Origin of the sequence: Nocardia sp. NPDC056100, from assembly GCF_042266325.1 — a bacterium.
GTDB lineage: Bacteria > Actinomycetota > Actinomycetes > Mycobacteriales > Mycobacteriaceae > Nocardia.
The window spans coordinates 1,072,371-1,095,893 of record NZ_JBHJVY010000001.1 but is presented as its reverse complement, the minus strand read 5'-3'; the positions used below and the strand labels follow the sequence as shown (position 1 = coordinate 1,095,893).

At 61.5% G+C, this 23,523-nt stretch carries 18 protein-coding genes, 6 tRNA genes and 1 pseudogene; 12 read left to right on the top strand and 13 right to left on the bottom strand.

What is annotated here, in order from left to right; translation table 11 throughout:
• Nucleotides 1–3 precede the first annotated feature (3 nt).
• Both ACFC0O_RS05015 and ACFC0O_RS05010 read left to right on the top strand, forming a co-directional pair.
• On the top strand, nucleotides 4–906 hold the full coding sequence (locus ACFC0O_RS05015; protein WP_375953934.1) for a LysR family transcriptional regulator: 903 nt from the start codon (nucleotides 4–6) through the stop codon (nucleotides 904–906).
• A 776-nt stretch (nucleotides 907–1,682) separates the two neighbouring features.
• Nucleotides 1,683–2,505, top strand: a pseudogene (locus ACFC0O_RS05010) (NADP-dependent oxidoreductase).
• A gap of 216 nt (nucleotides 2,506–2,721) precedes the next feature.
• Here ACFC0O_RS05010 and ACFC0O_RS05005 read toward each other — a convergent pair.
• The 4 genes from ACFC0O_RS05005 to ACFC0O_RS04990 form a co-directional block, all read right to left on the bottom strand.
• Complete coding sequence (locus tag ACFC0O_RS05005) at nucleotides 2,722–6,444, bottom strand: NACHT domain-containing protein (protein ID WP_375953932.1); 3,723 nt, start codon at nucleotides 6,442–6,444, stop codon at nucleotides 2,722–2,724.
• A gap of 1,280 nt (nucleotides 6,445–7,724) precedes the next feature.
• Nucleotides 7,725–7,799: transfer RNA gene (locus ACFC0O_RS05000), tRNA-Val, on the bottom strand.
• Between the two features lie 14 nt (nucleotides 7,800–7,813).
• Nucleotides 7,814–7,886, bottom strand: a tRNA-Gly gene (locus ACFC0O_RS04995).
• Nucleotides 7,887–8,012: 126 nt separating this feature from the next.
• Nucleotides 8,013–8,372, bottom strand: a complete 360-nt coding sequence (locus tag ACFC0O_RS04990) for a hypothetical protein (protein WP_375953931.1) — start codon at nucleotides 8,370–8,372, stop codon at nucleotides 8,013–8,015.
• Nucleotides 8,373–8,503: 131 nt separating this feature from the next.
• Between ACFC0O_RS04990 and ACFC0O_RS04985 the strand changes: the two genes are divergently transcribed.
• A complete protein-coding gene (locus tag ACFC0O_RS04985) occupies nucleotides 8,504–9,718 on the top strand; it encodes a sensor histidine kinase (RefSeq protein ID WP_375953929.1) in 1,215 nt (404 codons plus the stop codon).
• A gap of 57 nt (nucleotides 9,719–9,775) precedes the next feature.
• Here the strand turns inward: ACFC0O_RS04985 and ACFC0O_RS04980 are convergent, their stop codons facing one another.
• Genes ACFC0O_RS04980 through ACFC0O_RS04965 form a run of 4 tightly spaced genes read right to left on the bottom strand, consistent with a single transcriptional unit; the run spans nucleotide 9,776 to nucleotide 13,384 of the window.
• Nucleotides 9,776–10,186 (bottom strand): VOC family protein, encoded by a 411-nt coding sequence (locus ACFC0O_RS04980; protein WP_364631845.1) that lies wholly within the window; start codon nucleotides 10,184–10,186, stop codon nucleotides 9,776–9,778.
• Nucleotides 10,187–10,196: 10 nt separating this feature from the next.
• Nucleotides 10,197–12,614, bottom strand: a complete 2,418-nt coding sequence (locus tag ACFC0O_RS04975; RefSeq protein ID WP_375953927.1) for an ATP-binding cassette domain-containing protein — start codon at nucleotides 12,612–12,614, stop codon at nucleotides 10,197–10,199.
• 28 nt (nucleotides 12,615–12,642) lie between these two features.
• Nucleotides 12,643–13,068 (bottom strand): AraC family transcriptional regulator, encoded by a 426-nt coding sequence (locus ACFC0O_RS04970; protein ID WP_364631850.1) that lies wholly within the window; start codon nucleotides 13,066–13,068, stop codon nucleotides 12,643–12,645.
• A gap of 22 nt (nucleotides 13,069–13,090) precedes the next feature.
• The gene (locus tag ACFC0O_RS04965) at nucleotides 13,091–13,384 is read right to left on the bottom strand and encodes a hypothetical protein (RefSeq protein WP_375953925.1); all 294 of its coding nucleotides are present in this window, start codon (nucleotides 13,382–13,384) and stop codon (nucleotides 13,091–13,093) included.
• Nucleotides 13,385–13,548: 164 nt separating this feature from the next.
• On the opposite strand from ACFC0O_RS04965, the gene ACFC0O_RS04960 reads away from it, so the two are divergent.
• The gene (locus ACFC0O_RS04960; RefSeq protein WP_364631856.1) at nucleotides 13,549–13,794 is read left to right on the top strand and encodes a hypothetical protein; all 246 of its coding nucleotides are present in this window, start codon (nucleotides 13,549–13,551) and stop codon (nucleotides 13,792–13,794) included.
• A gap of 49 nt (nucleotides 13,795–13,843) precedes the next feature.
• On the opposite strand, the gene ACFC0O_RS04955 is transcribed toward ACFC0O_RS04960, so the two are convergent.
• The 3 genes from ACFC0O_RS04955 to ACFC0O_RS04945 form a co-directional block, all read right to left on the bottom strand.
• A tRNA-Val gene (locus tag ACFC0O_RS04955) sits at nucleotides 13,844–13,918 on the bottom strand.
• 27 nt (nucleotides 13,919–13,945) lie between these two features.
• Nucleotides 13,946–14,016, bottom strand: a tRNA-Cys gene (locus ACFC0O_RS04950).
• Nucleotides 14,017–14,039: 23 nt separating this feature from the next.
• Nucleotides 14,040–14,112, bottom strand: a tRNA-Gly gene (locus ACFC0O_RS04945).
• Between the two features lie 349 nt (nucleotides 14,113–14,461).
• Between ACFC0O_RS04945 and ACFC0O_RS04940 the strand changes: the two genes are divergently transcribed.
• Nucleotides 14,462–14,533, top strand: a tRNA-Val gene (locus tag ACFC0O_RS04940).
• A 40-nt stretch (nucleotides 14,534–14,573) separates the two neighbouring features.
• Here ACFC0O_RS04940 and ACFC0O_RS04935 read toward each other — a convergent pair.
• On the bottom strand, nucleotides 14,574–15,002 hold the full coding sequence (locus ACFC0O_RS04935) for a MarR family winged helix-turn-helix transcriptional regulator (RefSeq protein ID WP_375953923.1): 429 nt from the start codon (nucleotides 15,000–15,002) through the stop codon (nucleotides 14,574–14,576).
• Nucleotides 15,003–15,104: 102 nt separating this feature from the next.
• On the opposite strand from ACFC0O_RS04935, the gene ACFC0O_RS04930 reads away from it, so the two are divergent.
• Genes ACFC0O_RS04930 through ACFC0O_RS04920 form a run of 3 tightly spaced genes read left to right on the top strand, consistent with a single transcriptional unit; the run spans nucleotide 15,105 to nucleotide 16,790 of the window.
• Nucleotides 15,105–15,941, top strand: a complete 837-nt coding sequence (locus ACFC0O_RS04930; protein WP_375953921.1) for an SDR family oxidoreductase — start codon at nucleotides 15,105–15,107, stop codon at nucleotides 15,939–15,941.
• Entirely contained in the window at nucleotides 15,932–16,459 is a 528-nt protein-coding gene (locus ACFC0O_RS04925; protein WP_375953919.1) for an anthrone oxygenase family protein, read from the top strand. The genes ACFC0O_RS04930 and ACFC0O_RS04925 overlap by 10 nt, the downstream gene beginning before the upstream one ends.
• Nucleotides 16,398–16,790, top strand: a complete 393-nt coding sequence (locus ACFC0O_RS04920; protein WP_375953917.1) for a nitroreductase/quinone reductase family protein — start codon at nucleotides 16,398–16,400, stop codon at nucleotides 16,788–16,790. Before ACFC0O_RS04925 ends, ACFC0O_RS04920 begins: the two co-directional genes overlap by 62 nt.
• Nucleotides 16,791–16,811: 21 nt before the next feature.
• On the opposite strand, the gene ACFC0O_RS04915 is transcribed toward ACFC0O_RS04920, so the two are convergent.
• Nucleotides 16,812–17,876 carry a beta family protein gene (locus tag ACFC0O_RS04915; protein ID WP_375953916.1) on the bottom strand — a complete coding sequence of 355 codons (1,065 nt, stop codon included), beginning with the start codon at nucleotides 17,874–17,876 and terminating at the stop codon, nucleotides 16,812–16,814.
• Nucleotides 17,877–18,589: 713 nt separating this feature from the next.
• On the opposite strand from ACFC0O_RS04915, the gene ACFC0O_RS04910 reads away from it, so the two are divergent.
• The 4 genes from ACFC0O_RS04910 to ACFC0O_RS04895 all read left to right on the top strand — a co-directional run bounded on the left by ACFC0O_RS04910 (nucleotide 18,590) and on the right by ACFC0O_RS04895 (nucleotide 23,444).
• On the top strand, nucleotides 18,590–19,540 hold the full coding sequence (locus tag ACFC0O_RS04910) for an HNH endonuclease signature motif containing protein (RefSeq protein WP_375953914.1): 951 nt from the start codon (nucleotides 18,590–18,592) through the stop codon (nucleotides 19,538–19,540).
• A 162-nt stretch (nucleotides 19,541–19,702) separates the two neighbouring features.
• On the top strand, nucleotides 19,703–20,896 hold the full coding sequence (locus ACFC0O_RS04905) for a hypothetical protein (RefSeq protein ID WP_375953913.1): 1,194 nt from the start codon (nucleotides 19,703–19,705) through the stop codon (nucleotides 20,894–20,896).
• Complete coding sequence (locus ACFC0O_RS04900) at nucleotides 20,893–22,143, top strand: hypothetical protein (protein ID WP_375953912.1); 1,251 nt, start codon at nucleotides 20,893–20,895, stop codon at nucleotides 22,141–22,143. The genes ACFC0O_RS04905 and ACFC0O_RS04900 overlap by 4 nt, the downstream gene beginning before the upstream one ends.
• 746 nt (nucleotides 22,144–22,889) lie before the next feature.
• Nucleotides 22,890–23,444 (top strand): hypothetical protein, encoded by a 555-nt coding sequence (locus ACFC0O_RS04895; protein ID WP_375953910.1) that lies wholly within the window; start codon nucleotides 22,890–22,892, stop codon nucleotides 23,442–23,444.
• Nucleotides 23,445–23,523 lie beyond the last annotated feature (79 nt).

Genomic DNA, 23,523 nt, shown 5'->3' with positions numbered 1-23,523 from the left:
TGCGTGGCACCGGACACGGTGAGCCTGCGGTACTTCCTGGTACTGGCTCAGGAGCTGAACTTCACCCGCGCGGCCGCACGAATCGGCATCGCACAGCCCGCGCTCAGCGCCCGAATGCGCCGCCTGGAAGCCGAACTCGGCACCAGCCTGCTGGTTCGCGATACCCGCACCGTCGTATTGACCACGGCCGGTGCGGCTTTGGCCGAGTCCGCACCGCCCGCCCTCGCGGCGCTGGACCGAGCCTGGGACGCCGCCCGGAGCGCAGGCGCGGGTGAAGTGGGCACCCTCCGCATCGGATACAGCCTCAGCACCGGTGCCGAAACGGCACCGTCCCTGGTGGACAGACTCATCCGCGACACCCCGGGCCTCGAGGTCAGCGCCGTCCCGATGGCGACCCCGGAGATCTCCACCGCCGTCGCCGACGGCCGCATCGACACCGGAATCACCCGCGGTGAACAGCCGGGCCGCGGCGTGCGTCGTTTCCTGCTGCGCCGCCAGCGCGTCGGTGTCCAACTGGCACAGCATCATCCGCTCGCCGAAGACCCGGAGATCGATATCGCCGCGGCGGCCGCGTATCCACTGCGACTCCCGGACCGCACGGTCAACCCCGCAGTCCACGATCAACTCGCCGCACTGTTCCGCGATATCCAGCCGACCCCCCGATTCCGCACGCCCGCAATCTCTTTCGATCTGTTTCAGCGCGATCTACGCGACGGCCTGACCCTCGCCCCGGCAGGCGAGGCCGCGATCACGGTCCTCTCGGCCGGTCTCACCTGGCGACCCTTGCGAGACGCCCCCACCCTGACGATTCACCTCGTCCTCCCGCGCGTCCAATCGCCCCTGCACCGCCGCGTCCGCGCCGTCGCCAAAACTCTGGCACACGAGCTGAACTGGCTGCCGGGCTGACGCGCGACCCGGCTGCTTCGGTCAGTCGAGGCGGCTCAGTTCCATGGTGACGCCCGGTGCCCGGGGCGGTGATGCGTTCGATGAGTACATCGCCGAAGGCGGCGGCCGGAGTGAGCACACCGCTGATCTTCGGCAGTCGATCCTGGTCCTGCACCAGACTCAATGCCGCCTGGCCGATGATCATGCCGGTCATCTCGTAACCGGGTTCGAGTGTCGAATGCATGCGCACCTTGTACCGAGCGCCGGTCGAGGTCGTGGTGTAGGTCTCCAGGGTGAGGAATCCGAACCGCCGCACCAGTTTTCCCAGTCCGCCCCCGGGTTTCGGCCCGAGGAAATCGACGATGCCGCGCATCCACAAATGAGCTTGATGAGCCCAAAAATCGCTGCGAGCCCGGCGATACCGATGATCGCGCGGGGCACCACGTCCAGATCGTCATTGATGGCAGTGCAGATCAGCATGACGGTGAGCGCGGCGAGTACACCGGCGACCCCGGTGCCCAACCTGGCACCGCCGCGGCCTCGCGCGCCCGTTGCGTGGCGGCCGCGGCGATATCCAGCGCCTGCTGTGGAGTCTGTGCATCTTGCATGAGCCGACCCTCGGTCAACAGGTTTCCGATTGGCCCGCTGTTTCCAGCGGTGAGAACACCCAGCCCTCATCGGTCGGGAGTTGCCGTGTCGCAGACCAGTAGGTAGTCGATCCTGCAATGATTGAGACCGGTGAGAACGGCTCAGGCTGAGCCTTTCAGAATGGCTCCGCGAACACGTTGAGGCGCAGGATGCAGCAACCCAACGGTGGACCCCGAGCAGGCGCGAGCCGGGCGGTCCTACTTGAGTCGTTCGGCGGCCCAGAGGTATTGACCGTCCAGGACGTGCCCGAACCCCAGGCGGGCGACGGCCAGGTCCGCATCCGAGTCACCGCCGCGGGCCTGAACCCCATGGACTGGGTCATGACCGCCGACGCCGAAACCGCGGCCACGTTCGGCCTGACCCTGCCCGTTGGTTTCGGCACCGATTACGCGGGCATCGTCGACCAGATCGGCCCCGACGCGACCGGCTACACTATCGGCGACCGATTATTCGGAACGGCCCTGTCCCAGCCATCGCCGACTTCGTAGTGATAGACGCGAACGGAAACATCGTCAGCGGCGTCGCCCACCACACACCCGACGAGGTAGACGACCGCACCGCAGCCACCCTGTCGATCGCCGGCAGTACCGCCTCCGCCGCCCTCGACGTCCTCGACCTCGGCCCCAACGACACGGTCCTGATCGGCGGCGCCGGCTGCGGAGCAGGCGTATTCGCCATCCAACTGGCCCGAATCGCGGGCGCACAAGTAATCGGAACCGGCACCGTGCACGTAGCCCGCGAACTAGGCGTTCCGGACACCCGCATCTGCACCATCGCCACTGTCCTCGACGGCATCCCCGCCGCCAACGGAGCCAACACCGCCCTACCGCCCTCGACACCATCGCAACCCTCATAGCCTCCGGCCACATGCGCGTCCCCATCGCCGCAACCTTCCCCATCGACGACATCCGCGCGGCAGCCGAACTCCAAGCCGCCCGCCACGTCAGCGGCAAAGTGGTGATCGACCGCTGACAGCTGCATTGAGCGCACCAACCGGATTCTCGAAGTGGCCGATGCAGGTGCGGTCCCGTCCCGTACGTGCCACGGTCGGTATGCCCGCTGAGAAGTTTCAATACACTCGATGCGAGTCCGATCTACTGAGACAATTGTCGTGAGGCGGATGGATCACGACCTTCGTTGGCGGCATAGTTCTCGCCCAGGAGAATAGGTTCAGCTCTTTCTGCAACTTTACTCGAATTCCCACTCTTCACTCTGGCATATCGAGACAAGAGAGCGAGGCTGGAACCTGCCAAGGATTATTGAGAGACATGTGCGTATTATTTGGTACGAGTATCTTTCCGGCGATTTCATTACCAGCTTTGCAGTCTCTAAGGATGGTCTATAGCCGTCGACGCGATACGCGGACTCTGGAGAATATGACCACTGAGTATCGCGCAACTCGCAGTCTCGTTGTACGAGCTTTAGCTCGTCGAGATCATCTCGTGAGCCGGAAGCATCTCTAAGATATTCGTACTCCGTCCGCCACTCAAGCCAGTCACTGAACTCTCGGTGCTTGGCATGTGTGTCAGTATAGATCAACGACCGGATATCGGCTCCAAATGCTATAGCGACAAGCGCGGCTGCACGCCCGGAGAGTGCGGTCAAGTCTACGCTACTCAATCTTTTTCGATCACTTCTAATAGCACCCTCGGCGGTCACTGCAAATAATGTAGATTGCAATGAATTGTACTCATCGGCATCGAGGTCGTCGATTAACTCGTTGATTTGTGTGGTCAAGCTGAAAAGGTTCTTCGGGCTGGACCATTGGACAACCATGCCAGCCCAAAATATTTTATCTACTCTGGTCGTCGCTTCTTCTAGCTCGTTCAACCATCGGTCTGCGCCACCTCGCCACATTCTTAGACTTCTCGCGCGAATGCATATGGGTATTTCTGCATATGAAGTATGAGTGCTATCTGAAATTTTGACGCGAGGCTTCATTCCCGCTGCTCGGATTGCTATCGACCGCAATGCCCACCGCTCTCCAAAATGACTTCGCGCGGCTTCGCAAATTATATTCCATCCATCGAATGAAAGACCATTTTGGGATAGCTCTTGGCTGACCAGGTTTGACGATCTCAGTAAATCATCGACAAACGCCGATACCTTTTCTCCTCCTGGAGGGATATCGCCTCCCAAATCGCTTTCCTGAGTGTAGTCTAAGAGGCTGTAGAGTCTTCTATATCCCGTCGTTCGAGAATCTCTTGTGTACTTAGGAATCGCCAACATCACCCTGAATGCATCAAGTGATGGAAATCGCATAGAGCTCGGACGATAGGCAGATTCTACCACCATGCCGTCGAGAATTCCTTCGATCATTGCATCGACAACTTGAATCGAGCTCATAGCTGTATTTGCCCGATCCATGCATGCAACGGTAATCCGGTCCAGAAGTACTCTCCGACTTGGTTTGTCTACTGTAAGTAGTTCCCATATCTCAGAGGGATCCGCGACCTCCGCAGCTCCACTCTGGAACACCTGAATCAGCTGTGTCGTCCGTTCCTGCCCAGTCAGGCTCTCCAGTATAGACCGGTATTGCGGCATCAAATCATGAGAGTTCAGATAGGCCAGTTGATAACTACACAGGGCCACGAGATTTCTATTCTTGATCTTCTGCAGGAACTCAAAATATAAAGTCCGCAAAATTTCTTGACCACATTCAGGCTGGAGTCGAGGAGACTCATCGAACTGCGATCCTATTGTGAGAGAGACAATTCCAAGTGAGTCAAAAATTGACCGGATAAGGTCTTCCTGTAAGAATTTCTTGGAGGTGAACAGGCGATCTTGGAGTAGAGCCAGACCAACCCTTCTTGCATGCAACGAAGTTGCGAGGTCCGGAGATGCGATTAGTTCGCGCAGACTTGATACGAGACTTCCCAGCTCGCCGCGTACGTAGAACCCAGCGTAGAATCTAGTCACATTGAGCCAAAATGGATTGGCAGCCATAGCCTCGAATCGCTGGGATCTGTCGCCGTTTACAGACCCACCGCGTCTAGTTGCAGTAGGCGCCGTAGTGTACAAATAGTGTGCACAGAAGTACTCGCGGAGAGGCTGCACCTCGAACTCGTAGAGTCCCTCAATTCTCTCGACCAAGACATAAATTCTTTCGAGACCTCCACCGAAAAGATTCTCTGCGAGGTCTGCGTCGTGATCACCTTCGCGTAGGTAGCCCCTTGCCAGTGTTAGAAGTTCGTCGTTTGAAACACTTCCGCTTGCCCGACTCGCTTCGGCTTGGCTTTGCAAATGCCAAGCAAGGTATTCAATGAAACCAATGAGGACGTCTCGGTTGTTATGAAATTCGCGTGATTTCTCTGCCTCTCGGACAAAGAAATAGTCGAGATATTTGTTATAGAGTTCCGTACGCTGGTCAGGAAGAGAATAGCCCACCTGATGAATTAGTGTCAGCAGGATCGTGAGCTGCATCGGATTGCGGGTGAGTTCACGGATGTGCGGCAGGGCTATCTTCTCGGAAAGTATGGACTTCACTTCCCGTTCATCGATGGCCCGCAATTTTCTTGCCTTTATCCATTTGTCTGCATACTCGAACACTCGAGATTCATCTATGTGTCCAAGCGTCGCGTTAACGAACCCGAAACGCTGAAAGGTGTTTACTTTCCCAAAAACCGAAGGCCGACTCGTGACGACCACTTGCAAATCAGCGCCAAGTTCCTTTAGCCGACTGAGTGTTTGTCCGGTCAACTTGACGATGTTCCGACGCATTGTGAGATCGGCGACCTCGTCGAGCCCGTCCAAGAACAGAAGAACGGGAGCTTTGGTGAGTATCTCCTGAACTTCGTGGGTATCCAGATCGACCCCGCCGGAACCATAGAAGATCAACTCTCCAAGAAAGCCTTCGAGGCTCTTCGGGCGAGTTGTAATAGTTTCGACAATCTCAAAAGGTGACTTACCCTCGAGGAACTTCGAAAAATCCCGAAGATCGACCTTCAAAGGTATTCTGAAGGCTGTTTCTTTATATTTCGTCGGAATTCGGTCAAGCAATTCTGTTCTACTGAGATACCTTGCTCGGTGAACCTGGCAGACGAACTGTGAAAGCGTTGATTTTCCCTGGCCGGGCGCTCCTTCCAGGATGATGAGCTTCATTTTTTCTTGCGCGGCGAGGCTCAATAGAAATCGACCCGCACCTATGGGACTGTAGATGCCGTTCCGGCGATCTGCGGGGTCGATGAGGGCAAATCCTGGATTTAGGCCATCCTGAAGGTAGTGATGAGGAAAAATGTCTTCGTAGTGAACTTGCCCGACGTTGTCTATCGCATTCCTGGGAAATATGATTGGTATATCTATAAACAGATTCAATAATTCATTTGAAAGGTCTATTTGGCGAAATTTAATGTCTTCATCGTCTTCGTACTGCTTTACTATGAAACAGCGAATCGCATCGTCTCGGCGCTTATTCGAGCTACCCAATACCTTCTTTAGTACGACATCAATTCCATCTTCAAGGGTTAGTATTTCGGAGTATTTCAATTTTAACTCAGTCGGCGCGAGGTCCATCCTGCGATCTATTTCATCTCGCCACCAGCACATAGAGTCTATCTGCAAATGTGATTTCAGCCAGGCGTCTATCCTGTCTATTCGTCCACTGTCGAGATGCGATGTTCCACGAGCGTTTGTGACGATCACGTACTTCTTGAGGCCGCGATCAATTAAATTCTCAATCTTTGGCAACTCGGCGGTTAAGGTATTGATCAGCCAGTCTGAATTATCTTCACCATCGTCAGCTCGTTTGAATTTTATTTGAGCAACAGTCGAACTCTCGGTGTCGAGTGCATCTCTGCCCCCATCCGGCTGCCCCACAGGATAGCACTGAAGATTCGGATATTCTTTTATGAGAAGACTCTGGCAAAGCTGTTGAAATCGATCGGGAGTGCTGTTCTCGTACAAATAGCCCACCGTTGCCCCATTCTAATAAACTATCTGTGCCACACTTTACGTTCTCGCGCTCGAGCTTTGCGTTCTCGTGCTCAAGGTGAATGCAGTCTCGTAACTCTGGCATACGATAGTGAAGGTCGTTGTCCCTATTATTGGAAGGTGCAAATTATGGCACGATTTAGCATAGCAATGGCCTTCCTGGACATACCAGTGACGGCAGCCGACCCGGTGTCGGCTACGAACCGACCAACTGCGGTGGACGAGTGCTGCATACGAGCGAACGCTCCTGTGACCGAACTACCTGTGTGAGAGAAACGCGCCCCTCGAAGGCGCTGCAGCCTCCAACCAATGGCCGATGTGCTTGCCTTTGTAGGGTAATTGGACTGCAACATAGCGGCTTGATTGGAAGGTCACGCTCCGAACAACGGCTTTCACGTTGGCTACTCGGACGTTGGCCAGAGCAGCAACAGCTCTCGGCCTTCCTTTGTCTGGCTTATACACTCGGTGAGATGGCACTATGGCTCGGCTGCCGTAAGGAGGTGCGGAGCGGGCATGAGAACGGAGTCAGGCCCCGACTGCAAGGGTGCCGGCTGCCAAACACGAAGCCCTTTGATAGGCGATCACATCGTGAGAGTCGCTCGCCCCTCCCCCATTCCGGGCGTGGGGGAGGTCTGACAGGACCGCCCACGGGAGAGGTTGGGGGGAGGTCTGACAGGACCGCCCACGGGAGAGGTTGAGTGAAGATGTCCTGGAATCCGCTGTTGCTCAAGTAAATCCACAGAAATCGAAACGAGGGACGAATGCAGACGTGGCGCGCGATCAGTGACGTGTGAAACCGGTGGTCGACACGCCATCGATGCGGAACTCGTGCGAAACATCGATAGATCGTTCACCTGGTTCGACCCAAGTCCCGAACTCCGACATGCAGACCTACCAGCATAAACGGGAGGACGGAAGAAGGTTGTGGGAGGAGTAGCTAGTGAAGGAGGGAGGGGCCTGATTGGCTGGGTCCGCTAGTTAACCGTGCGGTTGACTAGGTGGCGGCGCGCGGTTTGCCTGTGGCGGGTGACGTGGGCGGCCTGATTTAGGGCACTAACGCGGTAGTAATGCCTCGCGCGATGAGTTACGCGTAGATGACCGAGGTCGGTGTCAAGAGTCGACTTGGCGCAGTCCGATTTTCAGGATCCTGAAGTACTGTGCGAGGGGAGATTCCCCGCGTGTGCGTCGCGGTCGTGCGGTGCTGCCTATCGCGATTCCGGAGAAGGTGCCCGGTGGAACCCGAGCCTCATCTGATCCCTCGTTGGTGCGCGATACTGGGATTGAACCAGTGACCTCTTCCGTGTCAGGGAAGCGCTCTCCCGCTGAGCTAATCGCGCGAGATCGTACTTTGAGCGGATGACGAGATTCGAACTCGCGACCCTCACCTTGGCAAGGTGATGCGCTACCAGCTGCGCTACATCCGCTTGCTTGCCGGGGCCCTGGAGCCGATCGGCTTGCGGGACAGAACTTTAGGGACAAACCGGGGTGGAAAGCAAATCGGCACCATATCGGGTGTTTCGCGGCGTAGCGGGAAGCATGTCGGGGGGCGCTCAGCCGCCGTATGAGTACCGCAGATCCGCGAAGAGCAACACGTTGAGTCGCCGTCGCAGATGCCCGGCCTTGCTTGCGTCGGGAGCCGCGCCGGGCGTCAGCAGTGTGAATCGCACCAGCGTCTCCCGGCTCGGCGTCGCCGACAATTCGAACCGAATCTCATCATCCGGCCGACTCGGCCACAGCGACGACCACACCACCGTCCGTGGTTCCTCGGCCCGCAGGATCCGCGGCTCGACCTCATCGCCCAGCAGATTCAGCCACGGCCGCGCCCCGGCCCGCCGCGGCTGGGTGAGCGATTCCCACACCGCTGTCGGCGACGCCGGTAGTTTCCTTGCCCGCGAACCGAACTCGATCACGGCCCCAGCGTAGTAGCGGCGGCCCCCGATGACGCAGGTCACCGGGCCGGGAAAAGGTCATCCTTCAGTCGCTTCGATTCCAGACCACAGGCTGATGCGCACCACCGGGATCCGAAGGGAATCTTGGTGGGGTGACCGAGATCAGCATGCCCCTACGCCCGGGCCCCGCGCCGCTGCGCTGGTGGCAGCAGGGCTGGCGACTGCTGGTCGTGGTGCTCTTCGCCGCGCTGTCCTGGATCATCGCCAAGCAGAGCCTGCCGGACGATGTCTCCGGGATGCTGGTGACGTGGCTGTGTGTGGCCGATCCGATCATCGGTGTCGCAATGCTGGCGCTGCTGGGTTTCCGCCGGCGCTGGCCGGTCGCCGTCGCCGCGATCACCACGGCCGCCTCGGCGGTGTCGACGACCGCCAGCGGCCCCTCCCTGCTCGCCCTGTGCTCGGTGGCGACCCGGCGGCGGTCGCGGGAGATCGTCCCCATCGCGGTCGGCGGTGTCATCTCGGGCATGGCCATGACGGTCCTCTACCCGGACCTGAACGTCGACAACGGCCTGCCCGGCGCATTCTGGTACACCGTGGCGTTCCTGGCCCTGGCCATCAGCGCCGTGGTGGCGATCGGCGTCGCCGTCGGTTCGCGTCGCGAGGTGATCTGGTCCCTGCAACAGCGCACCGAGATCGCCGAACGAGCCCAGGTCGCCCGCGCCGCCGAGGCCCGCATCCTGGAACGCCACCGCATCGCCCGCGAGATGCATGATGTTCTCGCACACCGGATCTCACTGGTCGCCATGCAGGCGGGCGTGCTCACCTACCGCCCGGATCTGGACTCCGAACAGGTCGGCGCGATCGCCAAAACCATCGCCGACAATTCCCGTCAGGCGCTGGAGGAACTCCGCGATGTGCTCGGCGTGCTGCGCGCCGACGAATTGCACACCAGCGATCCGGAACCCCCGCAACCGTCACTGGCCGCCCTGCCCACCCTGGTGGCCGATGCCCGCGATTCCGGCCTCGCCGTGACACTCACCGACCGCACGGTGGGCGATCCGCCCGTGACGAGCGCCCGCACCGCATACCGCATCGTCCAGGAGGGCCTGACCAATGTCGGCAAACACGCCCCGGGCGCGCGCGTCTGGATCGGCGTGGAGGGTACGGCGGGGGAGGGCCTGGCGGTCACCGTCCGCGACTCCGGCGGAGACGATGCGACCCGCCCCGCCCCGCTGTCCGGTTACGGCCTGCTCGGCCTCACCGAACGCGCCGAATTGGTGGGCGGCACACTCGCTTTCGGCCCCCGCCCGTTCGGCGGTTTCCAACTCCGCGCCACCCTGCCCTGGCCGGTGGCGGTCGAGGACTGACGGCCGCCGACTCGGGCACCACGGCAGTGTGCCCGGTCGCGCGGTATGCGTCGAACCTCAGAGCGCCTGATTGATCCGCACGTGATTGCCCGCCGGATCCCGGAACGCGCAATCCCGCACCCCGTACGGCTGATCCATCGGCTCCTGCACGACCTCCGCGCCGGTGGCCTGGATCTTGTCGAACACCCCGTTGATATCGGAGGTGGTCAGCACGATGGTCGCGTACGTTCCCTTCGCCATCATCTCGGTGATCACGCGCCGCTCATCCTCGGTGATGCCCGGATCCGCGCCCGGCGGATGCAGCACGATCGACACCCCGGGCTGCCCGGCCGGACCGACGGTGATCCACCGCATCGGCCCGTATTCGACGTCATTGCGCACCTCGAATCCGAGCGCGTCACGGTAGAACGCCAGCGATTCCTCCGGATCGGTGTGCGGGAGGAAAGTATTGAGAATCGATAGGTCCATGTCCTAGACGCTATCCGCGCGCCCGCGCCGCGCGCTTCTTGATTCCTGACCGACCCACGTATTCGGCGAGATGTTCGCCGGTCAGCGTGGCGCGAGATGCGACCAGATCCTCGGGCGTGCCCTCGAACACGATCTGCCCACCGTCATGACCGGCCCCCGGCCCGAGGTCGATGATCCAGTCGGCGTGCGCCATCACGGCCTGATGATGCTCGACCACGATCACCGACTTGCCGGAGTCCACGAGCCGGTCGAGCAATCCGAGCAACTGCTCCACATCGGCCAGATGCAGGCCCGCGGTCGGCTCGTCGAGCACGTACACCCCGCCCTTCTCGCCCATATGCGTGGCCAGCTTCAGCCGCTGTCGCTCACCGCCGGAGAGTGTGGTCAGCGGCTGCCCGATGGTCAGATACCCCAGCCCGACATCCGCCAGCTGCTGCAGAATCTTGTGCGCCGCAGGCAGTTTCGCCTCACCGTCGGCGAAGAACTCGACAGCCTCGGACACCGGCATGGCCAGCACCTGACTGATATCGCGTCCACCCAGGTGGTAGTCCAGCACGGCGGCCTGGAACCGCTTACCCCCGCACTCCTCACAGACGGTGGCGACCCCGGCCATCACGGCCAGATCGGTGTAGATGACCCCGTTGCCATTGCACGCCGGGCACGCGCCCTCGGAATTGGCGCTGAACAGCGCGGGTTTGACCCCGTTGGCCTTGGCGAACGCCTTGCGAATCGGCTCCAGCAGCCCGGTGTAGGTCGCCGGATTGCTCCGCCGCGACCCCTTGATTGGAGCCTGATCGATCGACACCACATCCTCCCCGGCGGGGATGGACCCGTGCACCAGGGAACTCTTGCCCGACCCCGCGACACCGGTGACCACCACCAGCACCCCGAGCGGCACATCGACATTCACATTCCGCAGGTTGTGCAGTTTCGCCCCACGAATCTTCAACGCGCCCTTGGATTTCCGCACCGCATCCTTGACCGCGGCGCGATCGTCGAAATGCCGTCCGGTAATGGTGTCGCTCTTGCGCAATCCGTCGACGGTGCCCTCGAAACACACCGTGCCGCCGCCCGCGCCCGCACCCGGTCCGAGATCCACGATGTGATCCGCGATCGAGATGGTCTCCGGCTTGTGCTCGACCACGAGCACCGTATTCCCCTTGTCCCGCAGTCGAATCAGCAGTTCGTTCATGCGCTGGATGTCATGCGGGTGCAGCCCGACCGTCGGCTCGTCGAAGACATAGGTGACATCGGTCAACGCCGATCCGAGATGTCGAATCATCTTGACGCGCTGCGCTTCTCCGCCCGACAGCGTGCCCGAGGCGCGATCCAGGCTCAAATATCCGAGCCCGATCTCCACGAATGAATCCAGGGTCTGGCCCAGCGATTCCAGCAGCGGCCCCACCGAAGGCTCATCGAGCCCCTTCACCCATTCGGCGAGATCGCTGATCTGCATGGCGCAGGCGTCGGCGATGCTGATCTTCTTGATCTTCGATGACCGCGCCTGCTCGCTGAGCCGGGTGCCATGGCATTCCGGGCAGACGGTGAAGGTCACCGCCCGCTCCACGAACGCCCGGATATGCGACTGCAACGCATCGACATCCTTGGACAGCATCGACTTCTGAATGCGCGGGATCAAACCCTCGTACGTCAGGTTGATGCCGTCGACCTTGATCTTGGTCGGCTCCTTGTACAGCAGATCGTTCAATTCGCGCTTGTTGTACTTCTTGATCGGCTTATCCGGATCGAAATACCCACAGCCGGTGAAGATTCGGCCGAACCAGCCGTCCATGCTGTACCCGGGAATGGTCAGCGCGCCCTCGTTCAGCGATTTGTTCTCGTCGTACAGCTGCGTCAGATCGATGTCATTCACCGATCCCCGGCCCTCACACCGCGGGCACATACCGCCGGTAATGCTGAACGTGCGCTTCTCGCGAATCTGCCGCCCGGCCTTCTCCACCGTGACCGCACCCGCGCCGCTGATCGAGGCCACATTGAACGAATACGCCTTCGGCGATCCGATATGCGGTTTCCCCAAGCGGCTGAACAGGATTCGCAGCATGGCATTGGCATCGGTGGCCGTGCCGACCGTCGACCGCGGATCCGATCCCATCCGCTGCTGATCGACCAGGATCGCCGTGGTGAGCCCCTCCAGCACATCCACCTCGGGCCGCGCCTGACTCGGCATGAACCCCTGTACGAAACTGCTGTAGGTCTCATTGATCAATCGCTGCGATTCCGCGGCGATCGTCCCGAACACCAGTGAACTCTTCCCCGACCCGGAAACCCCCGTGAACACCGTCAGCCGCCGCTTGGGAATCGCGATGCTGACATCCTTGAGATTGTTCACCCGCGCGCCGTAGACACGGATCACCTCGTGACTGTCCGCCGCGTGCGCCGCGGGCTGCTTCTTCGTCGGTGTGGTCATGGGATCAGCCTATTTGCTGATCCGATGCCTAGGCTTCTCGATTCCTGATCGGTCTGGTGACCTGCTTGGCCACGCACGCCGGAATCCCGACGGTGGCGTCGGCCTCCTGCTTGCGATAGGTGCTCGGCGGTACGCCGACCAACTCGGTGAACCGCGTGCTGAACGTCCCCAGTGAGGAGCACCCCACCGCGAAACACACCTCGGTGACGCTCATATCCGCACGTCGCAGCAGTGTCATGGCCCGCTCGATGCGTCGCGTCATGAGATAGCTGTACGGCGATTCGCCGTAAGCGAGCTTGAACTGCCTGCTCAAATGCCCGGCCGACATATGTGCGTCCTGCGCCAGCGCCACCACGTCCAGCGGCTGCGCGTACTCGCGATCGATGCGATCGCGGACCTTGCGCAGGCGCGCCAGGTCACGCAGATGCTGTTCGGCGGAGGGTGTACCGGTCATGGGTATGAGCCTAAGCGCCGACTCACCGAGGCGTGCAGTCCAATTGGAAGGGATAGCAGGTCTGCGCGCTCGTGATGGGCGCGGGGGCGGTGACCGCGACCCCGTTCGAGGGCGCGGCGGGCGCGACCGGTTCGTGCCGGGGCTGCAGGAAGATCAGCGCGGCGAGCAGTATCAGCGGAAAGAAGATCAGCACCACGAGGAAGACGAGCAGCGGAACGATCCCGAACCGGGTGAGCTTTCCCCACAGCGACCGTTTCGCCCGTGGCGGCTGTACATATCGGCCATTCTGCTGTTGCCCGGGGTTGCGAACCGTCATACCGCCAGTCTGGCAGGTGCGTCCGGCGGTCGTCGCGATCTGGCTTGCGGCACTGCGTGATCCGCCTGAAACCATCATCTGAATTGAAAATGTTTCATATGCTCTGCCCCGGCGGAGCGGGATAGCACCGCGCCCGCCAGAGATCCGGATTAGGGGACAACTTCATGAAACGCACCATTCTCGTCGGCGCGACCGCTCTCGCCTTCCTCGGCGGTGTCGCCGGCACGGCCGCCGCGGAAGGCCTTCCGCTCAACGCCCAGGAGGTGGACATCACCCCCGGCTCGGCCTCGGACCTGGGCAATGTGATCGGCGCCGGCTCCGTGAACACCGGCAGCACCGCCGCCAACCTCGGCAGCGCCTTCAGCGGCGGCTACCTGGACGGGGTACTCAGCAGCCTGTCGGCCCACTGACCTGGATAAACACGAAAGGCCCGGCCGAAGCCGGGCCTTTCGTGAACTCTGGTGCGCGATACTGGGATTGAACCAGTGACCTCTTCCGTGTCAGGGAAGCGCTCTCCCGCTGAGCTAATCGCGCGGGTCTTTATGTCTCTTCATAAAGAAGAGGCGGCGACGGGAATCGAACCCGTGTGCACGGCTTTGCAGGCCGTTGCCTCACCACTCGGCCACACCGCCAAGCAGGCCGTGTTGGCCCCTCGAGCGGATGACGGGATTCGAACCCGCGACCCTCACCTTGGCAAGGTGATGCGCTACCAGCTGCGCTACATCCGCATTTCTGTCTCCCGGGGACCTTGCGGCCGTCCGGCTGACGAGGTAGAACACTAGCCGACCCGCGGCGCAGGTAACAAATCGCCTGGTAAACAGGGGTAAATATGAACTACACCCGTGTAGTTCGGCCGCTCCGGGACCGAAACCGCGTCTGCCCACCCAACCTCGTCGACACGACACCCCCGTATCGCCCCGGCAACACCCAGATGAAACCTCACCCGTCACACCTCCCCGTAGAACCCCGTTTTTACGCCGTTGTGCACGCGATTTGGCGTCCTGCCACCCCTATGTGTAATCTTCATTCTCGTTCGAGCAGCACAGAAACAGCCGCCCGAACACCGCAACATCTCCCGGTTCTATAGCTCAGTGGGAGAGCACTCGCCTCACACGCGAGGGGTCGCTGGTTCGAACCCAGCTAGAACCACAGCAAAGCCGCAGATCATCGATCTGCGGCTTTTTCGTATTCATGTCAGGTTCTCGGTCGCGTCGCGCCCCGCGGTAACCGCGCGGCGCAGGAACCCGGTGATGAGTTCGAGTTCGGCCGCGCTGTGGTCGGCGCAGATCTCGTCCAGGGACGAGTTCATCCCGGAAAACAGGCTCAGCAGTTCGGAATTGCGTTCCCGCAGCCCTTGGATCAGCGTGGCCCGGCGGTCGGACGGGTCGCGTTCGCGGGCGATCCAGCCACCCTTCTCGAGCCGGTCGAGGATTCCGGTGAGGGTCGCCGGATGCAGCCCCGCCTCATGGGCCAGCGCTTTCGGGCTGAGTGGACCCATTCGATTGATCAGGTCGAGGCAGTCGAGGTCGACATCCTTCATCTCGACCTTGCTCCCGACCCGCCGGTTGAGCAGGGACAGCTGATTGCTCAGCTCTCGCAGCGACCCCTTGAGTGCCACGGTCGCCTTCCGATGCGCAGATGATACGGAACTCATATAGTACGACTCCCAAAGTAATATGCTACGGTTCTCGTACTATACGACAACCGAATGGATCACCTCATGTACCTCGTGACCGGAGCGACCGGCATCATCGGACGCCCACTCATCGAAGCCCTGCTTTCCGAAGGTGCCGAGGTCCGCGCCGTAACTCGCGACCCGGCGACGGCCGCCTTCCCCGCAGGAGTGGAAGCCGTTGCGCCAGAGTCGATCCGCTCCGCACTGCGGGGCGTTCGCGGGCTCTTCGTCCACCCCCGCGCGGCCAAGGACGACACCGACAAGCTCGTGCAGCTTGCCGCCGAAGCGGGAGTCCCGAAACTGGTTGTCATGTCGGCGATCAATGTGGACGACCCCCTCGACCATCAGCCGTCCCGCCGCAACGGCGACCGCAACGCCGAGGTGGAGCGCGCCGTCATCGACAGCGGTCTGCCATGGATTGCGGTGCGCCCCAGCTCATTCGCGATGAACACCCTCGCAATGTGGCGCGGCCAACTCGCATTCGGCGATACCGTCCGAGGCCCGTACGGCGGCTTCACCGAGGCGGTCATCCACGAGCGCGACGTCGCCGACATGATCGCCCGTGCGCTCCTGGACGATTCGCTGCTCGGCAGAAAGATCGCCATCACCGGCCCCGAGCCGCTCAGCCTCGAAGCGATGGTCCCGATCATCGGCGAAGCGATCGGCAGGCCACTGCGTTTCCAAGAGGTCCCCGCGGAGCTGGCAGCCCAGGGCATGATCCGCAACGGTCTCGACGAAGGTTTCGTCCAAGCGCTGATGGCGCGCTACCGCCGCGAACTGGATCAACCCGCGACGGTCACCACCGAGATCGAAACGATCCTGGGTCGCCCCGCCCGCCCCTTCGCAACCTGGGCCGCCGATCACGCGGGAGCATGGGCATGACGAGATACACGCGCGTCGCCAGCCTCGTATTCACCGGCCTGTTCGCCGGATTCCTCACCGGCGTAATGGTTTTGGAGCTCTCCCTACGCCACTTCAACGGTGCGGTCTACACCCAGGTCAGACAGGTCGAACTCGACTCCCTGGACAAACTAGCCGTCGCCACCCTGCTGCCCGCACTACTCACCACGGCATTCCTCGCCTACCGCACGTTCCAAACAAATACCCGCTGGTTGCCCCTGACCGCCCTCGCGCTACTCCTATTCGTCTTCGGCCTCACACTCGTGGTCAACCTCCCAATCAACGCCGACCAACTCGCTTGGACCATCCAATCCCCACCCGCCGACTGGTCGCACGTCCGCAACCGCTGGCAACTAGCCCATTTCGCCCGAACAACAGCCGCCGTCCTAGCTTTCGGCCTCCTATCCCTGGCGTCTTCCCTTCCCGTACGTTGGGTTCGTGACCAAGCTGCGAGACCTGCAACACCGAGTGGTGACAACCGGCCAGCGATACATCGGTAACCCGATCCTGGCCCGACTGCCGATCCAAACCCTGCTCGAAACAACAGGCCGCAAGACCGGTCAGCCCCGAATCACCCCCATCGGCGGCCGCCGCGAAGGCAACTCCTTCTGGCTCGTCTCCGAGTTCGGCGAGAAGTCTCAATACATCCGAAACATCCAGTCGGACAACCGGATTCGACTCCGCATCCGTGGCCGTTGGTACTCCGGCACCGCGCACCTGGTGCCAGCCGATGACGCAAGGGCTCGGCTCCGCAAACTCCCGCGCGCCAATAGCGCGGTGGTATGGGCCGTCGGCACAGACTTGCTGACCGTCCGCATCGACTTGGACTGATCCTGGCGCTCGGTAGCTGTGTCACCGCTGACCTCTGGCCGTGATGCGATCGACGATGTATCCGATGTGGTGGCTGGTACCGATCGCTCGCCACGTCGTGGCATTACCCGGTCCGGGCGCGGTGGGCGGCCGGTCATGGTGGCTGCGGGCCTCGATTTCCCGATCTCCCCAGGTCAGTCCCGGGGTGAACTCGGGGTGTTCGGCGATCTCCGCACAGATATCGAAGAACCGGGCGTGCTGTTCATTCTTGCCGTATTTCGTTACCAGCCAAGCGTTGTCGACGGTGTAGCGCAGCTGCGGTGGAGCATGGAATCCTCGACCGATTGTGTGTCGCGGAGAAGCAACCACGTAGTCGCCGAAACCGGGAGTCCTGCCGTGCTTTTCACCCAGCTGTCTCGCAACGGTACGCCAGCATCCCACCTCCGAGCGCTCCAGTCGCGTCAGGATTTTGGGCGGCACATTGCGGAGGTCGTCCGGAAATGACCCTCCCGCAACGGTTATCGACTGCCAGTACTCGATATGCGGAAGGTATGGCAGCGCCAGTCGCGTAATTCGAGCCTTGTGTAAAGCGTCCCGCTCGCCCGCGATAGCACCGAGATCGACAACCAGATGAATCGAGTCCGGATCCTTCTCCATGGCATCTATCGCCGCGTCAATTCGTGCCGGGAGCCGAGATACGTTCTCCCCGAGCAGATCTACCTCGGTGACGCGAATGCAGATCGACTGATGGCAAGCTCGCCGCACAGCAGCCCCAACCTGGCGCTGCACACCCACGGAATCCGACAGTCTCACCGCCGGTATCACAGCCATCTGCGCCTCGGCACAGCCATCAACCATGTACGCGGTCGGATTCCACCGTTCCACCCCAGGCAGACCATGCGTATCGACGATCAACTCGAACCGAGGATTCCAATGGTTCAACAAGCTCTCCAACGAATCCTGATACCTCGGCTCGAGCGCCGTACCACCCCGCCCACCTGGCACGAAATCGACAAGCGGCAAACAACTCTCAGCAATCTCGTCCGCCATCTGCCTCAGCGCAGTCAACTCCCCGAGTCGACTCTTCAAGATCGGCAGATACCGCACCGCCCTCTTCACCGACGTCTGCCATCAGCCGCCCCGAAGGTGCCGGACATCCGAATCCCTCTGTCCCTCACTGCGGTAACCCGCCGAACCATCCCATCCGAGCTAGGCCCCCAGTATCGGATCGCACGGTCACACGCGACCCGACTCCGAACGTATGAATCCGACGTTGGCCCGATATGTCGCAAATTAGGCACGGATGGTGAAATCTTGTGCTGACACACAGGTCCCGACAGGGGCTCCGCTGGCTACGTCTCGTCGTAGATTGAGTCCTTGATTGCGGCCTTCAGCGTGCGGTGATGCCGCGGCGGTTGCGCGGCATCACTCTCCGGGATCGCTCTGCTGCTCGTCTCGGGACACGCGAACCGCTGGAAGTGTGTTCTTCCTGCGCCTGGTGTACCCGTGACACTGTCGATGATCAGGGCAAAGATCTGCGCCCGCGCCGGGGTCCGGTAGGCGGTGAAATATCGCATGTTTGTGCACGCTTCCGTGTGGCCGCACGGGTTGGGTGACTCATCCGCACCGGTGGCGTAGGTAAGGGAAAGGTCTGTCCGTGTCGGCGTGGTGTCCGAGTTGGCTTGCAGCGAAGCATGCTGGGTTGGCTGGATTGCCAGAATCGTTGTCCCCCAATCGGTTCTATGTCGCATGAAGGTGGTCGGAACCAGCGGTTACTTTTGGGCGTTGTACGCCTCGAAAAGTGGAGCGAGAGGGGTGAAGTGGGCAAACGGAACGTTGAACCCGGCCGGTCGGAAATGCTGGCCGATCGAAAGGCGCGCCGCGACGCGCGGCGCGAGGCGGAGGGGTTGCCGGCGCTGCAGACAATGAGCAAGGGTGCGAAGCGGCGAGAGCGGCAGGAGGCAAGGGCGGCGCAACGCGTAGCCCAGGGGCTACCGCCGACGAAGCCGCGCAGCGTGTATGAAACCTACATCGCGTCATCGTGGTGGGTGAACCGGAGGCGCGACTACTTCACCAAGCACGAGAAGAAGTGTTCGGGATGCGGTGGGAGAGAGGGGATTTCGCTTCATCACAAGACCTACGCCAGAAAGGGCGCTGAGCTGGACAGTGACCTCGTGCCTGTCTGCCAGCCGTGCCATACGGGGATTGGCGCCTACCATAAGGCGAAACAGTCGGGCAGCCTTGCTTCGAACACGGATATTGTTCTCGCCCATGTGCGGACCACGGGGGAGCCGGGTGCCCATCCTCTGGAGACCCCAGAGCAGTGCGAACGCCGACGTAAGAAGGCTGCGTCGAAGGCATCGCCCGGCACCAAGGCTCGGCGTAGCGCTCGAGGGATGAAGTACGACGTTTACATCGCGTCGGATGCGTGGGCGCAGCGGCGGCGCGAGTATTTCGCAGCTCACGAAAGGAAGTGCGCCGGCTGCGGAACGATTCTGGATATCACGCTGCATCACAGGACATATGCCAGGTCGGGCGCTGGTCGCGAACTGGATGCCGACTTAAGTCCGGTGTGCCGAGCCTGTCACTCTGCGATTCACCTGTATCACAAGCTGAAACTCGGACGACTGGAGGACGCGACGGACACCGTACTGGCGTACATCCGCACGACTGAGCTGGCGGGCTCGTACCCCGAGATCAAACAACAGCGGCGGGTGCGGAACAAGAGGCGCAACAGTAAAGCGCGGCTCGCCGCGGCAGGGGAAAGCTGAGCAATGCCTCGAGGGAGTCGGGCGGGGCCGTCCCCGTGCACCCACAGGGAGAGATCGAACTGACGGTCTTCGCGGCTCGATGCCGCGTAGATGCCCGCGCCCGGAACCACTTTCGATCGAAACAGCTTTTTCCGATCGCATCGTCTGGCTAATGTCGACCGCATGGACGCGGTACAGGTGCAGAAGAAGCTCGACCTCACTCCCGACGAGGATTTCATCCTCACGGTCTGGCAATACCGGATGATGCAGCGCGACATCGCCGCATCGAAGGGCAAGAACCTGTCGTCCAAGCGAGAAGTCCGTAATGCCTTCCGTGACAACGTGGTCGCGGCGATCCAGCAGCGCGACCGGGAAGACTGGTCACCCGCGGTTGCCGAGGCCGTTGATCAGATCCTCGTGCAGGGCGAGTCTCCGAATCTCGAGGCGCTCGAATCCGCTGGGCCACAGATCTTCTCGGTCGTAGCGAGAAGGTCGCGAGCTCTCCTTCTGCTCATCGACCTGTATGGGTTCGAGCCATGGGTCGAGGGCAAATGGGAGAAGGCCGTTCGCGCCGAGGTCCTCACGGCGGCTCATGAATCGATGGGTCAATTGCATCCGGAAGACCTTCATGCTGTGGAAACCGCGTACAAGGATGCGATCAAGAAGCTGTCGAAGGCGGGTAACTGGAGCAAAATTGCGCTTCTGGCCGGGGCGGGCCTCGGACTCGGCGTTCTGACCGGCGGCCTCGCCGCACCCGCGATCGCGGGCGCGTACGGGGCGATCGTTCTCGGTTATTCGGGCGCGGTGGCGACTTCGGCGGGCTTGGCCGCGATCGGTGGCGGTTCCCTCGCTGCCGGTGGTCTCGGCATGGCCGGTGGTGCCGCCGTCATCACCGGCTTGAGTGGTGCGGTGGGAGCCGGGGCGGCCACGCTTGCCGGAAAGGCCTCCGGGCTCACCGCGGCTCGCATCGCGGCCGACGCCATCCGGCTGCACGTCGTGACCCAACTCGTACTCCGCGATGTCGACGGCAACGAAGAAGCGGCGAAGGCCGTCATTGTCAGTCTGCGCGAGCGAGTCACCAACCTCGGCAGGACCGTCGTGACCCTCGCCGAACGAATTGACATTCTTCGTGCGCAGCTCGAGGCCAAGCAGGCGGAGGTGAACGCGGAGCGAGATCAGCGCGTCGCGGCCGAGGATCGCGTTGCCCGCTTCCGCGTCGTCGCCGACCGGCTCAAGGAACGTGTCACCGGCCCCGAGGATGACGAGCTTCAGGCCTTGCTCGCCGAACTCGAAGACCTCGAGGGCGAGAAGAAGACCGTCGAAAGTCTTGCCCAGGGAGTTTCCATCCTCGCGGACGATCTCGAGGACGCGGCGTGAGTACCGCCGGCGGTGACTCCGGCGACCGGACCTCACCGATCGATGCCGACTACATCGGCAACCTGGATGCCCTCACCCGCGACCTCGACGACATCGAAAAGATTGCCGCGGCAGCGCTTTCAGGAACCCCGACCGACCACGTGGCGAGAGATCGCATCGCGAGTACTCCAGCGGAGCTCACCTATTCCGAACTCACCGCCCGCCAGCAACAGCGCCGTGTAGCCGAGGGCTGGGGCGAGCCCGAAATCGCCGACATCCTCGACCCGATCGCGCTCGCGCAACTCGATGAATGGCGTGCGGCCCAACGCATTTCGTGGGAACGAAGTGACCTGGTCGTCGTCGGCATCTCCGCGCTCATCGGCGCACTCGGCAATCTCTACGATAGCCGCGTGGACGCCGCCGTTCTCGGTGGCCTGTCCTTGTTGAAGAAGACCGACCTGCTGCGCCGGTGGGAGAAGGAAGCCGCCCGTCTCCCCATCGATTACACCGGTCCGAAATTCGGCGGTCCGGCACATCGTGTCCGATCCGCTGGCCACGATATCGGCCGGTTCTTCGCCGCTCTCAATCAAGTTCGCACCGGAGTCTTCGAAGGCACATGGTGGGACGGCGGACAGCGTATGGCCGGATTCGCCACGACAACCCGTTCGGGCCTGCCGTTCGCCCAAGCCTCCGAACCGCATCTCGCAGTAGCACTTCTGCTGAAGCACTGGGCCGCAGACTTTGTCACCCCGATGAATCTTCCCCTGCCGGGCTGGACTCTTCTCTATGAGATGCCGGACGCCAACTTGCGGAAATTCGCCTACGACGCCTACGCCGGCACAAATTCCGGCGACGGGCTGAACCTCCGCTCCGGACTATTAACCCCCGGCCTAGGGATGTTCGCCACCGAGGTAGTCATCCGAACCCACACCCACCTCCGGTCCTACCGCTCCACAGGCACCGCCCGCCTGGCGACCTCCGCGGCCGCCAACCACCGAGAAATGCTCCTCGCAGCCCACGCCGCAGCCGGAGCAATCAGCCTCTCGAAAACCGCAGCCGCAGCAATCGCCGGCGAAACCGCAGTCGCCGCCAGACATCTCAACCTCGCCGTCCTCACGCGAATCGGCATGCTCGCACTGAAAGTCCGCGCCGACGCCGCAGCCCGCGCCAGCGCCGGAGCCCCTTCCTGGGACCAGCTACTCGCCGCGGAATCCGCAACCTGGACCCTCCCCGAAGCACTCACCATCGCGGACCTCCTGACGAACTAGCCCAACACCCAATTGAACCGGCTCGTCTGAAGGTTGGGGTCGTGACCAAGACACGAGAGTTGCAACACCGAGTGGTGATTACCGACCAGCGATGAATCGGTAACCGGATTCTGGTACGACCGCCGATTCAGACCCTGCTCGAAACAACAGGGCGTAAGAATCACTTCGACCCAGGTGCCGCTGTGCCGCCGCAAGCCGCAGCGAAGCACAGTCGTAGTCATAGATCGGACACCCTGAGTCGGTGATTTCTGTGCGAACAGTCGCGGCTGCCTCGCAAGACCTCGGTTTGGTAGGTGCGAGATCACTACCCACTAGGTCAGCGGCCACTCCATCGGGTCGGCTGGGCGGCTGAGATCGCCTGTGGTGACGAGGGTGAGTGGTGCAATGGAACTTGGAGATGGTGACCTGGCACCCCGAGGTGGCGAAACTCGGGGCGAATCAGCTTGTGCAGCAACCTCTTTCCTGCGCGTCCTTTGTGTGGCGGCAGCGCTGTTGGCGGCGGCGGGGACCGCGAAAACCCGCGTCGGCGGATCTCTGAGGTTTGTCCGCCAAATATTGGCTCTGCCGCTATCATCGTGACTGGCTGGCGTACACCGGCCGGATTCCGAGCCGCAATCCCGCCCACGCAGGGGCCGCTGGCAAAGAGGACAAGGGGGCCTTCCTCGTGTACACCAGATTTATTCCGCACCCCACTGGCAATGTGGCAGAGCGCGTGGGGTTCTGCCCAACTCAAAAGGGACGGAATGATGACCGAGAACAAGGCTTTCAAGAAAGCGATTCGCGCGGCTGCTGAAGCCAATGGCACCTCCTACACGCGAACGCGGCGGTTCATGCTTGCCAAAGAATCCGGCACTGAACCAGACATCACGCAACTCGTTGAGCAGGCGAAGGCGCAACTGCGGCTTCAGGTCCAACAGGAGTACGACCACGGCCGCGTCGCAGCGTTGAAGCGGATCCCGGACCTGCCGTGGCACCACCTCGAGGAAATCGCCACACGCCACAGCGGTGACGTTGAGGCATGGATCCGGTTCCATAGGAAAAACGCAGAGTTCTTCCTTGTGCAACAAGCGGAGGAGGCAGCGAACCCCGACCAACCCCAGACGCTGGCGAATGCGCGGACATTCGACTTCGTTTGGAAACTTGCGGAGGATCTGGGTGAGTTTGCGGCTCCCATTAACTTCGACCACATTTCGTACCGGCGGTCGGACAGGTGGGTTCGTGGATACTGTGATGCGATCCGAGGACTGCTTGACGACATCCTGCAGTTACAGGATCTGCCGACCGGCCCCGACACGATTTAGACGTCCAATTAGTCGTCGGACCCACATGGCTACATAGCTCTCACCTCGGACATCCTGCCGAGACTGGAGTGGTTGCCGG

What these genes read in the sequence shown, in the direction of transcription:
- ACFC0O_RS04895 (WP_375953910.1), top strand. Translation starts at nt 22,890, where the DNA reads ATGACCGAGAACAAGGCTTTCAAGAAAGCGATTCGCGCGGCTGCTGAA.
- ACFC0O_RS04925 (WP_375953919.1), top strand. Translation starts at nt 15,932, where the DNA reads ATGGGCATGACGAGATACACGCGCGTCGCCAGCCTCGTATTCACCGGC.
- ACFC0O_RS04905 (WP_375953913.1), top strand. Translation starts at nt 19,703, where the DNA reads ATGGACGCGGTACAGGTGCAGAAGAAGCTCGACCTCACTCCCGACGAG.
- ACFC0O_RS04930 (WP_375953921.1), top strand. Translation starts at nt 15,105, where the DNA reads ATGTACCTCGTGACCGGAGCGACCGGCATCATCGGACGCCCACTCATC.
- ACFC0O_RS04970 (WP_364631850.1), bottom strand. Translation starts at nt 13,068, where the DNA reads ATGACCGGTACACCCTCCGCCGAACAGCATCTGCGTGACCTGGCGCGC.
- ACFC0O_RS04980 (WP_364631845.1), bottom strand. Translation starts at nt 10,186, where the DNA reads ATGGACCTATCGATTCTCAATACTTTCCTCCCGCACACCGATCCGGAG.
- ACFC0O_RS04975 (WP_375953927.1), bottom strand. Translation starts at nt 12,614, where the DNA reads ATGACCACACCGACGAAGAAGCAGCCCGCGGCGCACGCGGCGGACAGT.
- ACFC0O_RS04960 (WP_364631856.1), top strand. Translation starts at nt 13,549, where the DNA reads ATGAAACGCACCATTCTCGTCGGCGCGACCGCTCTCGCCTTCCTCGGC.
- ACFC0O_RS04965 (WP_375953925.1), bottom strand. Translation starts at nt 13,384, where the DNA reads ATGACGGTTCGCAACCCCGGGCAACAGCAGAATGGCCGATATGTACAG.